Consider the following 12,271-nt stretch of genomic DNA (forward strand, 5'->3'; position numbering starts at 1 on the left):
TGGCTGGGTCAGCCCTTCTTCGAGCGGTTGTTGCCGCCCCGGCCGCGGAGTTCGACACCGGCCTCGCCCAGCAACTTGTGGACGAAGCCGTACGAGCGTCCCAGCTCGGCGGCGAGCGCCCGAATGCTGCGGCCCTCCGCGTACTGCTCGGCCGCGGTCCGCGCCAGTTCTGCCCGCTGGTCGCCGGACACCCTGCGCCCCCTGTTGGTTTCCTCCGTCATCGCGCCAACCTTTCCTTCTTCTCCGGTGAGCGCACGATAACCGGCGGTTGATCACGTCCAGGCCACAAGATCGATGCAGTTCCCGTATCAGCGAGATCACGGCTGGAACACGGGGGCCGTGGGCTGCTCGAAGGGAGGCGGGGTCTGCGGGACCGCGGTGTACGGGACGGGGGCGGGTTCCGTCCGGTCCTTCTCGCAGCCGGTGGTCGACGCCAGTGCCAGAACGGAACAGAAGACGAGGAGTCGCATCATGGGTGCATTGTGCGACCAGCCGGGCACTCTTCGCAGCCGAACCGGTCAGTCGGGTATGGCGGTCCGCAGGAGGGGGCCGTCGGGAAGCCGGAGGGATTCGCCCAGGGGAACGGCGGAGCGTTGCTGGTAGTCGCCGTCGCAGGGGATGTCGAACAGGACCGTCTGGCGCCGGGGCAGGTCGAGCAGCAGGTAGCAGGACACGCCGGCCAAGGCGTAGAAGGCGCGTTTGAGGTCTCTGTCGTCGGACGGGTCAGGGGCCGCGGCGACTTCCACGGCCAGGGCCAGGTCGGAGCCGAGCAGGACTTCCCCGGGCCAGGACGAGCCGGCGCGGGGGAACGCCAGGTCGGGGCGCACATAGGCGGGACCGCGCGGCATCAGGACGGTCGGTGCGCGCCGTACCGCCCACTGGCGGGACTCGGCGAAGGGGGCCAGCTGCTCCGCCAGGTACTCCAGCGCCGCGTCGTGTTCGGGAGAGGGCTCTCCCGCGATGACGATCCGGTCGGCGTAGAGCTCCACGCGGACCTCGTCGGGGAGTTCCCATGCCAGCCGGGCGGCGAGGGTCCGGGCGTCCCGGCCGCCGTCGACGCGTATGCGGCCCTCGGACAGGACCATGCGGCCTCGGGGCAGGGCCAGCGCGCGGTACAGGCTCTGCGCGGTGACCGGCGAGGCGAGGGGGTGCCGCAGCAACGTCCGTCTCCTCAAGAGAAACATGACCATGACTTTAGGTCATCGATAGGCGACTCATCGTCATGAACGGCCAACGGACCTGCGCGAACAGGAGAAGGCCGCATGCGTTCTCCCGAATTCTCCGCACATGCAGTGATCGGACGGATACTCTCAGCCATACCCCCGTTCCCCTCACTCGGAGTCACCATGTTCCGTGTCTTTTGTGCTGGATTCTCCTGTTTGGCCGCCACCGTGCTGCCCGCCGCTCCCGTCTCGGCGGACGAACCGGCTCTGCGCCTGATCACCGCCACCGGAAGCGTCACCGTCGACCGTTACCCCGGCGATTCCGGCGTGGTGCTCGATCTCGGCGTCTATCTCGCGGCCGACGAGCGGTTCGAACTGCACGTGAAGCGCGCCTCCTACGACCGGCCTCCGGAGGTCTACCGGCGGGCCGGAAGCCGGGACGTGAGGCTGTCCGGGCCGGTGAAGGACTTCTCCGGCCTGCCCGGCTTCCTCGAACTCAAGGTGAAGAACAAGCGCGGCAGGACGGTGAAGCGGGTCGCCCAGAAGTTCTGTCCGGCAGGCGTCGCCAACCGTGTCCGGCGCGACGCCGCGCCGGTCGACCTCTATCCGGAGTCGTGTCCGGCCCACCCGTTCACGCTCGGCACGGTGTGGGGTGTCCAGCGGGGTTGGGCACTCGCCGTCACACCCGTCGGCGACCGTCTCACCGACCTGAAACCCGGCAGGTACAGCGTCGAGGTGTCCGTCGCGCGGAAGTACCGGAGGCTGTTCGGCGTCTCGGGTAAGGCCCGGACGGTCCGGTTGACCGTCCGCGACGCCGAAGGGCGGTCGGAGCGGCGTGTCACACTCGCCGCCAAGGACGGAAGTACGGAGCCGGGGAGCCGCCCGTCCGGCGAATCAACGGTTCCGGAAGGGCCGAAGCCGAACCTGAGGGCTCTGCCGGCTTGGGACGTCACGGTCTCGAAGGAGAACGACGCCGGGCAAATCGTCAAGAAGCGCGACTACCTGCGGTTCTCCACGACGGTGTGGAACGCGGGCCCGTCGCGCCTCGTCGTCGACGGCTTCCGCCGCGACGGCGAGGAAGTCATGGACGCCTACCAGTACTTCTACGACGCGGACGGCGGCCAGGCGGGCTTCGTGAAGACGGGCGGGTTCGAGTGGGACCCCAAGGACGGCCACGAGCACTGGCACTTCAAGGACTTCGCCGCCTACCGTCTCCTGTCCGCCGACAGGAAGCGCGTCGTCCGGGGTCAGAAGGAGGCGTTCTGCCTCGCGAACACCGACCAGATCGACCTGACGGTCGAGGGCGCGAACTGGCGGCCGGAGAACACCGACCTGTCCAGTTCATGCGGTGAGAACACCTCGGTGTCGGTGCGCCAGGTCCTGGAGGCCGGTTCGGGCGACACCTACGAGCGTTCGTTGCCCGGCCAGTCCTTCGACATCACGCGCGTCCCGAACGGCGTCTACTACCTCGAGGTCACCGCCAACCCGGCCCGCCGCCTGGTGGAGACCAGCCTGGCCGACAACACCTCCCTCCGGAAGGTCACGCTGGGCGGTGTGCGCGGCGCGCGGACCGTCGAAGTCGCCAAAGTCGGATCGATCAAGGGCCACTGAGATACGGTGCCCCCGTGACGAATGAGTACAAAGCTACTTTTGATCTGATCGATACCGACGGCGACGGCTACATCGACATGGACGAGCTGCGCAACCTGATGCGCGCGCTCGGCCAGGAGGGCAGCACCGCGCGGGTGGTCGAGATCATGCTGACCGCCGATCTCACCCTCGACGGCAAGCTGACCCTGGAGGAGTTCTCCACCCTGATGAGCCGGCTCCAGCCCGGCGCGAGCGACTAGGCGCGGCGGCGGGCGGTCAGTCGGTCTCCGCCAGCACGTCCCGCCCGGCGACGACGATGCCGTCGTAGTCGCTGTAGAGCCAGTCGCCGGGCTTGAACTCCACGCCGCCGAACGTGACGGGCACGTCCGTCTCGCCCGCCGCGTCCTTGGCGCTCTTGCGCGGGTTGGAGCCCAGCGCCTTGATGCCGATCGGCAGCGTGGCGAGGGTGACGGTGTCGCGGACGGCGCCGTGGATGACGATGCCGCCCCAGCCGTTGTCGACGGCGGCCTTGGCGATGAGGTCGCCGCACAGCGCGGAGGCCAGGGAGCCGCCGCCGTCGACGACCAGGACCCGCCCGTTGCCGGGGCTGTTCAGCGTCCTCTTCACCAGGCCGTTGTCGCGGAAGCAGCGGATCGTGGTGATGGGCCCGCTGAAGACGGGATTGCCGCCGTACTGGCGGAACTGGGTCTCACAGCTGAGCAGTTCGGCGTCGAAGTCGTCGATGAGGTCTGCTGTCGCGAAGGTCATGACCTGAATCCTACCGACCAGTAGCTCATCGGCCCGTGACCAGCGCGGCCTCCAGCCGCTCCAGCGCCCAGTCCAGCTCCTCCCTGGTGATCACCAGGGGCGGCGCCAGCCGCAGGATCGTCTCGTGCGTCTCCTTGGCCAGGACGCCCAGCTCCATCAGCCGCTCCGACACCGGCCTGGCCGCGCGCCCCAGGCTCAGCCCCGCCCACAGGCCCCGCCCCGACACGCTCCGCACGCCCGGCAGCCCGCCGAGCCGCTCGTGCAGATAGGCGCCGAGCTCGGCGGAGTTGCGCTGGTAGACGCCCTCCCGGAGCATCGCGACGACCTCCCGGCCGATCGCGCACGCCAGCGGGTTGCCGCCGAAGGTCGAGCCGTGCTGGCCCGGCTTGAACACCCCCAGCACGTCCTCGTTCGCGACCACCGCCGACACCGGCGTGATGCCGCCGCCCAGCGCCTTGCCCAGGACGTAGACGTCGGGCACGACGTCCTCGTGGTCGGCCGCGAACGTCAGCCCGGTCCGGCCGAGGCCCGCCTGGATCTCGTCGTCGATCATCAGGACCCCGGCCTCGGTGCACAGTTCGCGGACCGCCCGCAGGAATCCCGGCGGCGGCACGTTGACCCCCGACTCCCCCTGGATCGGCTCGATGAGGACGCCCACCGTGGCGTCGTCGACCGCCGCGCGCAGCGCCTCGACGTCCCCGTACGGCACCATCCGGAACCCCGGCGTGTAGGGGCCGTAGGAGTCGCGGGCGTCCGGGTCGTCGGAGAAGGAGATGATCGTCGTCGTCCGCCCGTGGAAATTGCCGTGGAAAGTGATGATGTTGGCCTGCCCCGCGGGAACCCCCTTGACCTCGTAACCCCATTTCCGCGCGGTTTTCAGCGCCGTCTCGACGGCTTCCGCGCCGGAGTTCATGGGCAGCACCATGTCCTTGCCGCACAGTGCCGCCAGGTCCCGCACGAACGGCCCGAACTGGTCGTGCTCGAAGGCCCTGCTGACGAGCGTGACCCGGTCGAGCTGCTCCTTGGCCCTGGCGACCAGCCTGGGGTTCCCGTGCCCGAAGTTGATGGCCGAGTAGGCGGAGAGCATGTCCAGATAGCGGCGGCCCTCCACATCGGTCACCCAGACGCCCTCCGCCCGGGAGATCACCACGGGCAGCGGATGATAGGTGTGAGCCGAATGTGCTTCGGACAGCTCCAGCAACCGGGCGGAAGTGGTCGTCATGAACTCAGGCTAAATCCGCCCGCCGCTCCCGGAAATGGGCGCGGGATTCATGATGCGTTTTTTACCGGCCCGGCGGCCGGGAGGTCATTCGCTCCTGAGACCGCGGTAGGCGCCCTGGTAGTACAGCAGCGGGTCGCGCTCCGACGGGGTGCTGACGGACAGCACCTCGCCGATCACCACGGTGTGGTCGCCCGCGTCGTGGACGGAGTGGGTGCGGCACTCCAGCGCGCCGATGGCCTCGTCCAGGACGGGAGCGCCGGTGGCCTCTCCGCGGTGGACGCCCCAGCCGTCCATCTGGTCCTCCCACCGGCGGCCCCGGGTGGCGAACCAGGAGGAGGCGGCCTCGGAGCCCTCCCCCAGGATGGACACCGCCCAGGTCGGCGCGTCCAGCACGACCTTGTGGAAGCGGGCCTTCTTCTCGACGCAGAAGAGGACGAGCAGCGGGTCGAGCGAGACGGACGTGAAGGCGTTCATCGTCATCGCGTGGTCGACGCCGTCCACGACGGTCGTCACCACCGTGATCCCGGTGGCGAAGCGACCGACCACGCGGCGGAACTCAGTGGGATCGGGCGGGAGCGTCATGGGGGAGTCCGGTCAGCCAGGAGCGGGTGGCGGGGGTGAGGGCGGTGGCGGCCAGCGCGGCGGCGGCTCCGCCGAACAGGAAGATCATTCCATTGGCTCCGCCGGTGATGATCACATCGCCCTCGGCGCGGGGCATCGAGAGCATTCCGGCGGTGGTGAGCCAGGTCGCGGCGGGGATCATCGCGCCGCCGCGCCCGCCGGCCGCCCAGCCCGCGGCGCGGAAGGCCACCAGGTTGAGCGCGCACAGGCCCAGGGCGGTCAGGAGCGAGCGCCCGAAACTGAACGAGCCGATCAGGGCGAGGAACACGCCCCCCAGCGCGAGAAATCCGTAAAGTGCGCCCGTGAGGACACTGTCCGACCTGTTCACGGAAGCTCAGGTTAGTCCGCCGAACAGGTCGTTCTCACGCCCGTCCGCCCCCAGCGGCCCCTCCGGGCCCGCCAGCCTGGTGTAGTACTCCACCCCGAAAGCCTGCTGGCCGACCTTGTTCGACAGGGCGAAGTGGGTGCCCTCGACGGTGATCTGGCTGCGGTGGGCGGCCAGCGCGGCGAGCTTCCGCGGCAGGTAGGGGCGGCAGTCGATGGCCGTCGTCACCTGGTCGTCGGGGATGCCGTAGGGCAGTTCGTCCACGCTGCCGGGGCTGCGGAACGGGCTGCTGGCCTTGAGCACCGCCACCGAACGGGCCAGCACCGAGCGCGGCATGGCGATGGCGTAGAACTTGTCGATCTGCCAGTCGGTGCCCTGGGACTTCTCGAACGTCCGCCACGAGATCTTGTACGCCTGGATGTGATCGGGGTGACCGTAGTAGCCGTTGTCGTCGTAGGTGACGATCACCTGCGGCCTGACGTCGCGGACGATCTCCTCGAGCTGGGCGGTGGCCTCGTCCAGGTCGGCCTGCCAGAACGCGCCGGGCCGCTCGTTGGAGGACACGCCGGCCATGCCGGAGTCCCGCCAGCGGCCCGCTCCGCCCAGGAACCGGTGGTCGGTGACGCCCAGCGCCTCGCAGGCGTCGGCCAGCTCCGAGATCCGGTGCTCGCCCAGCCTGTCCTCCCGGTCGGAGGCCAGCGCGGCGTACTCCGGCGGGATGACCTCGCCCTCTTCCCCCAGCGTGCAGGTGACCAGGGTGACATGGGCGCCTTCCGCCGCATACCGGGCCATGGTCGCGCCCGTATTGATCGATTCATCGTCGGGATGGGCGTGCATGAACAGGACGCGGCGATCGCTCATGTGCAGCAGCGTAACCAGCGGTACGGACCACTCCGGTTACCAGGGTGCCCCGGCCCGTCGCCCGGCGCCTCCTCCACCGGCGGTGATCAGGACGGGGGCGAAAAAAATGGATGGCATCGTCAACACTTTGTTACTTACCGTCAGAGGATGCGCTCCCTGCCGGTCTCCGATCCCGGGACGCCCGACCATCGCGGGCCCTGGCGGTTCCTGGCATGGCTGGCGCGCGTCCAGGCCCGCGACCTCGTCCCCGCCATCGGGTTGAGCGTCGCGCTGATGGTCGCCCAGGCGATGCTGCCCGCCCTCATCGGCCGGGCCATCGACGCCGGGCTGCTCGCCCGGGACGGCTCCGCGCTGCTGCGCTGGTCGCTGCTCGTCCTGCTGCTCGGCCTGTTCCAGGCCTTCGCCGGGCCGATGCGGCACCGGCTCTCGGTCTTCATCTGGCTGGACGCCGCCTACCGCACCCTGCAGCTCGTCACCCGGCAGGCCACCCGGCTGGGGGCGACTCTCTCCAAGAGGCTGACCACCGGCGAGGTCGTCGCGGTCGGCCTCGCCGACGTCTCCCGCTTCGGCAACGCCATGGAGATCCTGGTCCGCGCCGGGGGCTCGGTGGCGGCGATCGCGGCGGTGACCGTCGTCCTGTTGTCCTCCACGCCCCGGCTGGGGCTGGTGGTGCTGGTCGGCGTCCCGCTGATCCTGCTGGCCGGCGCCCCGCTGATGCGTCCGCTGCACCGCCGGCAGACCGTGCAGCGCGAGCTGTCCGGAGAGCTGACCACCCGGGCCGCCGACCTCGTCGCGGGACTGCGGGTGCTGCGCGGGCTGGGCGGCGAGGAGCCGTTCGAGCGCAGGTTCCGCGCCGAGTCCCAGGAGGTCAGGCGGGCCGGGGAACGCGTCGGCGAGGCCGACGCCATGCTGCAGGGCGCGGCCGTGCTGCTGCCCGGGCTGCTGGTGGTGGCCGTCACCTGGCTGGGCGCGCGCTACACGGCCGACGGCGTCATCACCGCGGGGCAGCTGGTGGCCTGCTACGGCTACACCGCCTTCCTGGTGAACCCGCTGTGGACGCTCGCCGACACCGCCGAGACCTACGCCAAGGCCCATGTGGCGGCCGGCCGCCTCGTCCGCATCCTCGACCTGGAACCCGAGCACCCCGGAGACGGCACCCGCGAACCGCACGGGCGGGAGCTCCTCGACGGGGATTCCGGGCTGCGGATCGTGCCGGGCCTGCTCACCGCGGTCGTCGCCGGGGAGGCGGCCCCGGCGCTGGCCGACCGGCTGGGCGGTTACGCCGACGGCGACGCCCGCTACGGCGGGGTTCCGCTCGACGAGCTGGCGGGCCTGCGCCGCCGGATCCTGGTGGCCCGCAACGAGGACCGGCTGTTCACCGGCGTCCTCGCCACCGAGGTGGCCCCCGCCGGGACCGAAGCCGAGGTTCGGGAGGCGATCCGGGACGCGTGCGCCGAGGACGTCGTGGAGGCGGTCGGCCTGGAGGGGTTCGTGGCCGAAGGCGGCCGCGAGTTCTCCGGCGGGCAGCAGCAGCGGCTCAAGCTGGCGCGGGCGCTGGCCGCCGACCCCGAGGTGCTCGTCCTGGTCGAGCCGACCAGCGCCGTCGACGCGCACACCGAGGCGCGGATCGCCGGACGGCTCGGAGAGCACCGAACCGGGCGGACCACCGTCGTGTTCACCGCCAGCCCTCTGCTCCTGGACCGGGCCGACCGGGTCGTCTGGATCTCCGGCGGCCGCGTCGCCGCCGAGGGAGAGCACCGCGACCTGCTGGCCCGCGTCCCCGGCTACCGGGCCGCCGTCACCCGGGAGCCCGAACACGCGGCTCCCCGTCCCGACCGTCCGACTTCCAGGGAGTGATCATGCGGTTGCCCGTGGCCTCCTCCGCGGAGGTCAAGGCCTACGCCAAGCGCCTGGTGCTGCGGCACCCGGGCGCGCTGGCCCGCACCGTGGCCCTGCACGGGCTGGCCGCCGCCTGCGGACTGGTGACGCCCTGGCTGCTGGGCCGCCTGGTGGAGGACCCGCACCGGCGGATCGACCTGATCGCGGCGGGAATCGCCCTGTTCGTGCTGCTGCAGGCGGTGCTCACCCGGCAGGCGTTCGCCTCCTCGGCCCGGTTCGGCGAGCGGGTCCTGGCCGACCTGCGCGAGGAGTTCGTGAGCCGGACGCTGCGGCTGCCGCTGGCCACCGTGGAGAGGGCCGGGACGGGCGACCTCCTCTCCCGCACCACCCGGGACGTCGACACCCTCACCCGGTCGGTGCGCTACGCCATGCCCCAAGTGCTGATCGCCCTGATCATCGGCGCGCTCACCCTCGGCGCGGTCGCGCTGACCTCACCGCTGCTGCTGCTGCCCTCACTGCTCGTCGTCCCGATGCTCGTGTTCAGCACACGCTGGTACCTCTCCCGCGCCCGCGACGTCTACCTGGGCGAGAACGCGGCCTGGGCGGAGATCGCCGACGGGCTCACCGAGACGGTGAGCGGCGCGCGGACCGTCACGGCGCTCGGCCGCGAACACGACCGCCGCGCGTACGCCGACCGGCAGATCGCCGACAGCTACCGCATGGAGAGGCGCTCGCTGCGGCTGCGCACCCTGTGGTACCCCACCCTGGAACTGGGCTACGTGCTGCCGGTCGCGTTCACCCTGCTGTTCGGCGGCTGGCTCTACCTGGAGGGGCACGTCTCGCTCGCCCAGGTGACCGCGGCGACCCTGTACGTCCAGCAGCTCGCGCACCCGCTGGAGATGCTGCTGGTGGAACTGGACGAACTCCAGCTCGGCGGGGCCTCGCTCGCCCGGCTGCTGGGCGTCGCCGACCTCGTCGAGGACCGCGAGAACGGCGACGTCCCGAACGGGGTGGAGCTGTCGGCGCAGGACGTCCGGTACGCCTACGGCACCCGCGACGTGCTGCACGGGGTCAGCCTCGACCTCAAGCCCGGGGAGCGGCTGGCGGTCGTCGGGCCGTCCGGGGCCGGCAAGTCGACCCTCGGACGGCTGCTGGCCGGGATCGACGCGCCCCGCACCGGCTCGGTGACGCTGGACTCGGTGCCGCTGGCACAGCTGCCGCTGGAGGAGCTGCGCCACCGGATCGCCCTGGTCACCCAGGAGCACCACGTCTTCCGCGGGACCCTGCGCGAGAACCTCACCCTGGTGCGCCCCGCCTCCGACGACGAGCTGCGGAACGCGCTGGACGCCGTCGGCTGGTCCGGCCCCGGCCTGGACGCGGTGGTCGGCTCCGGCGGCGCCGTCCTGTCCCCCGCCCAGGCGCAGCAGATCGCGCTGGCCCGGCTGGTGCTGGCCGACCCGCACACCCTGGTGCTGGACGAGGCCACCTCGCTGCTGAACCCGCGGGCGGCGCGGGAGCTCGAACGCTCCCTCGGCGCGGTGCTGGAGGGACGTACCGTCGTCGCGATCGCGCACCGGCTGCACACCGCGCACGACGCCGACCGGGTCGCGGTCGTCGAGGACGGACGGATCATCGAACTCGGCACGCACGACGAACTCCTCGCGCTGTCCGGCTCCTACGCCGCGCTGTGGCGCGCCTGGAACGGCACCTGATCACGCTGGACCGCCCTGAGCCGACGGATCAGGAGAGGTACTGGACGCCCGGCGGCAGTGTCTCCTCACGCGCCGCCTCGACCAGGAACTCCTCCAGGATCTGCCGGAAGGCGCGGGCGGCGTGCGTGGGCGCGACGTCCTTGCGGTGCGCGATCGCGATGGTGCGCTGCAGCCCCGGCGGGGGCGGCAGTTCCCGCCGGGTGACCGACGCGGAGTTGTCCGCCATGGTGAGCGGGACGCCGCGCAGCCTGGGACGTCCGGCCAGCACCATGCTGGGCACCACCGCGATGCCCAGGCCCACCTCGACGAACCGCAGCACCGCGTCCATCTCGCCGCCTTCGACCGCGAAACGCGGCTCGAACCCGGCCTGGCGGCAGGCGGCGATGGTGGAGTCGCGCAGGTCGTAACCGGAACGGAACATCACCAGGTCCCGGTCGCGCAGGTCGGAGATGGCCATCGAGGAGCGCCGCGAACGCTGGTCCGACGGCATCGCCACGACCAGGTGCTCGCGCAGGATCGGGGTGGTCACCAGCGGGGTGTCCTCGGCCAGCGGCAGGATGACCAGCGCGAGGTCCAGCGAGCCGCGGGTCAGCTCGCGCACCAGGTCGCGGGAGCCGCCCTCCTCGACGGTGAGGCTGATGCCGGCGTAGGCGTCGTGGAAACGGCGCAGCACGTCGGCCAGGAGGCCCGCGCACAGCGACGGGGTGGCGCCCAGCCGGACCCGGCCGCGCACCAGCCCGGCCAGCTCCCGCACCTCCAGCCGCGCGGTGTCGACGTCGGCGAGGATGCGTTTGGCCAGCGGGAGCAGGATCTCCCCGGCCGGGGTGAGGGTGATGTTGCCGCGCGCCCGGCTGAACAGCGGCGCGCCGAGCTCGCCCTCCAGCGAGCGGATCTGCTTGGACAGCGAGGGCTGCGCGATGCCGAGCGACTCGGCCGCCTGCGTGAAGTGGCGGATCTCCGCCACCGCGACGAAGTAGGCCAGTTGCTGGAGCTGCACACTCGCCATTGTCGCTTACCCGTCCGCCACAGCGCCGAACCGGTTCCTCCGGGTATGCAGACACGAGGACCCCGAAGGTGTCAGGCTTCGGAGCATGAGCGACCCGATCATGGAGAACGTGAGTTCCCGGCGCACGATCCTGACGACCGGAGCGGCGGGGCTGGCCCTCGCCGCCACCGGCTGCAGCGTCTACGGCAAGGCCGACCCCGCGGACGACGGCGAGGTCGCCGACAAGGTGATCGGCAAGGCCGCCGATGTGCCCGTCGGCGGCTCCAAGGTCTTCCCCGAGGCCAAGGTCATCGTCAGCCAGCCGACCGCGGGCCGGTACGTCGCGTTCTCGGCCGTCTGCACCCACCAGGGGTGCACCGTCAACAAGATCGAAGGCGCCGAGGCCGTGTGCCCGTGCCATGGAAGCAAGTTCAAGGTGGCCGACGGGACCGTCGCAGGCGGCCCCGCGTCCAGCCCCCTGCCCTCCGCCACCGTCGAGCTGCGCGGCGACGATCTGGTCCTCGTCAAGTAGTCCGCTCCCCGAGACGCGGGGACCCCCGGGCCTTCCGGTCCGGGGGTCCCCTGGGCGAAGAGCCCTCAGGTGACGAAGCCGCTGGTGGAGAAGAACCAGACGGACGACAGCAGCCACACCCCGACCAGCAGGGTGAAGGCCAGGCCGCCCAGGACGGGCAGCGCCCAGCCGGGCAGCCGCTCCACCCGCAGGCCGAGCATCTTGACCGTGAAGACCCCGAAGAACAGGCAGCCCAGCAGCGAGTGCAGCAGGACCCGGGTGTCGCCCGCTTGGAAGCCCAGGGCGTACAGGCAGTGGACTGCCACCGGGATCGCGATGAGGAAGGCGGCCCGTCCCGACCAGCGGTGCACCGCCCCGATCCACCCGGGCGCCGGGCCGAGCTTGCCGTACAGGATCAGCGCGGAGAGCAGCTGGACGCCCGCGAAGACGACGGCTCCCGTCGCGGTCCAGGACTTCGCGGCGGGCGCCGAGGAGAAGCCGGCGAGCAGGACGCCGACCCTCGTCGGATCGTGGAGCTTGCCGTAGACGCCGAGGGCGACCGCGACGAGGCAGCCCGCCAGCAGCGGGACCAGCAGCAGGGCCGCCGACGGGCCCTGTGCGGGCGGAACCTGGGCGGCGGACGGCGGCGGAGCGGGCGGGGGTGCGGTGGCCAT

The 12,271-nt window shown here is 71.4% G+C and carries 15 protein-coding genes; 5 read left to right on the plus strand and 10 right to left on the minus strand.

The window, feature by feature from the left end; genetic code table 11:
* Positions 1–8: 8 nt before the first annotated feature.
* The 3 genes from ABGB12_RS03640 to ABGB12_RS03650 all read right to left on the minus strand — a co-directional run bounded on the left by ABGB12_RS03640 (position 9) and on the right by ABGB12_RS03650 (position 1,160).
* Positions 9–221, minus strand: coding sequence for a helix-turn-helix domain-containing protein (locus tag ABGB12_RS03640; RefSeq protein WP_347674558.1), 213 nt, complete (start codon positions 219–221; stop codon positions 9–11).
* A gap of 96 nt (positions 222–317) precedes the next feature.
* A complete protein-coding gene (locus ABGB12_RS03645) occupies positions 318–473 on the minus strand; it encodes a hypothetical protein (protein WP_347674560.1) in 156 nt (51 codons plus the stop codon).
* Positions 474–518: 45 nt separating this feature from the next.
* Positions 519–1,160: a Uma2 family endonuclease gene (locus tag ABGB12_RS03650; protein ID WP_347674562.1), complete on the minus strand. Its 642-nt coding sequence runs from the start codon at positions 1,158–1,160 to the stop codon at positions 519–521.
* A gap of 219 nt (positions 1,161–1,379) precedes the next feature.
* Here ABGB12_RS03650 and ABGB12_RS03655 point away from each other — a divergent pair, with 219 nt between their 5' ends.
* Both ABGB12_RS03655 and ABGB12_RS03660 read left to right on the plus strand, forming a co-directional pair.
* On the plus strand, positions 1,380–2,774 hold the full coding sequence (locus tag ABGB12_RS03655; protein ID WP_347674564.1) for a lysyl oxidase family protein: 1,395 nt from the start codon (positions 1,380–1,382) through the stop codon (positions 2,772–2,774).
* Positions 2,775–2,788: 14 nt separating this feature from the next.
* Positions 2,789–3,013, plus strand: coding sequence for an EF-hand domain-containing protein (locus ABGB12_RS03660; RefSeq protein ID WP_347674565.1), 225 nt, complete (start codon positions 2,789–2,791; stop codon positions 3,011–3,013).
* Between the two features lie 16 nt (positions 3,014–3,029).
* On the opposite strand, the gene rraA is transcribed toward ABGB12_RS03660, so the two are convergent.
* The 5 genes from rraA to mshB all read right to left on the minus strand — a co-directional run bounded on the left by rraA (position 3,030) and on the right by mshB (position 6,550).
* Positions 3,030–3,521 carry a ribonuclease E activity regulator RraA gene (gene rraA / locus ABGB12_RS03665; RefSeq protein WP_347674567.1) on the minus strand — a complete coding sequence of 164 codons (492 nt, stop codon included), beginning with the start codon at positions 3,519–3,521 and terminating at the stop codon, positions 3,030–3,032.
* A gap of 25 nt (positions 3,522–3,546) precedes the next feature.
* Entirely contained in the window at positions 3,547–4,743 is a 1,197-nt protein-coding gene (rocD, locus tag ABGB12_RS03670; RefSeq protein WP_347674568.1) for an ornithine--oxo-acid transaminase, read from the minus strand.
* An 84-nt stretch (positions 4,744–4,827) separates the two neighbouring features.
* Positions 4,828–5,325 carry a flavin reductase family protein gene (locus ABGB12_RS03675; RefSeq protein ID WP_347674570.1) on the minus strand — a complete coding sequence of 166 codons (498 nt, stop codon included), beginning with the start codon at positions 5,323–5,325 and terminating at the stop codon, positions 4,828–4,830.
* Complete coding sequence (locus ABGB12_RS03680) at positions 5,300–5,692, minus strand: DUF6113 family protein (protein ID WP_347674571.1); 393 nt, start codon at positions 5,690–5,692, stop codon at positions 5,300–5,302. The genes ABGB12_RS03675 and ABGB12_RS03680 overlap by 26 nt, the downstream gene beginning before the upstream one ends.
* 6 nt (positions 5,693–5,698) lie before the next feature.
* Positions 5,699–6,550 (minus strand): N-acetyl-1-D-myo-inositol-2-amino-2-deoxy-alpha-D-glucopyranoside deacetylase, encoded by an 852-nt coding sequence (gene mshB, locus ABGB12_RS03685; RefSeq protein ID WP_347674572.1) that lies wholly within the window; start codon positions 6,548–6,550, stop codon positions 5,699–5,701.
* A gap of 147 nt (positions 6,551–6,697) precedes the next feature.
* Between mshB and ABGB12_RS03690 the strand changes: the two genes are divergently transcribed.
* Positions 6,698–8,407: an ABC transporter ATP-binding protein gene (locus ABGB12_RS03690; RefSeq protein ID WP_347674574.1), complete on the plus strand. Its 1,710-nt coding sequence runs from the start codon at positions 6,698–6,700 to the stop codon at positions 8,405–8,407.
* Positions 8,408–8,409: 2 nt separating this feature from the next.
* Positions 8,410–10,101 (plus strand): ABC transporter ATP-binding protein, encoded by a 1,692-nt coding sequence (locus ABGB12_RS03695; protein WP_347674576.1) that lies wholly within the window; start codon positions 8,410–8,412, stop codon positions 10,099–10,101.
* A 28-nt stretch (positions 10,102–10,129) separates the two neighbouring features.
* Here ABGB12_RS03695 and ABGB12_RS03700 read toward each other — a convergent pair whose 3' ends face one another.
* Positions 10,130–11,098, minus strand: a complete 969-nt coding sequence (locus tag ABGB12_RS03700; RefSeq protein WP_347674578.1) for a LysR family transcriptional regulator — start codon at positions 11,096–11,098, stop codon at positions 10,130–10,132.
* Between the two features lie 94 nt (positions 11,099–11,192).
* Here ABGB12_RS03700 and ABGB12_RS03705 point away from each other — a divergent pair, with 94 nt between their 5' ends.
* Positions 11,193–11,618, plus strand: a complete 426-nt coding sequence (locus tag ABGB12_RS03705) for a Rieske (2Fe-2S) protein (RefSeq protein WP_347674580.1) — start codon at positions 11,193–11,195, stop codon at positions 11,616–11,618.
* Positions 11,619–11,683: 65 nt separating this feature from the next.
* Here the strand turns inward: ABGB12_RS03705 and ABGB12_RS03710 are convergent, their stop codons facing one another.
* Positions 11,684–12,271, minus strand: coding sequence for a DUF6529 family protein (locus tag ABGB12_RS03710; RefSeq protein WP_347674581.1), 588 nt, complete (start codon positions 12,269–12,271; stop codon positions 11,684–11,686).

The organism is Actinocorallia sp. B10E7, assembly GCF_039871655.1.
GTDB lineage: Bacteria > Actinomycetota > Actinomycetes > Streptosporangiales > Streptosporangiaceae > Actinocorallia.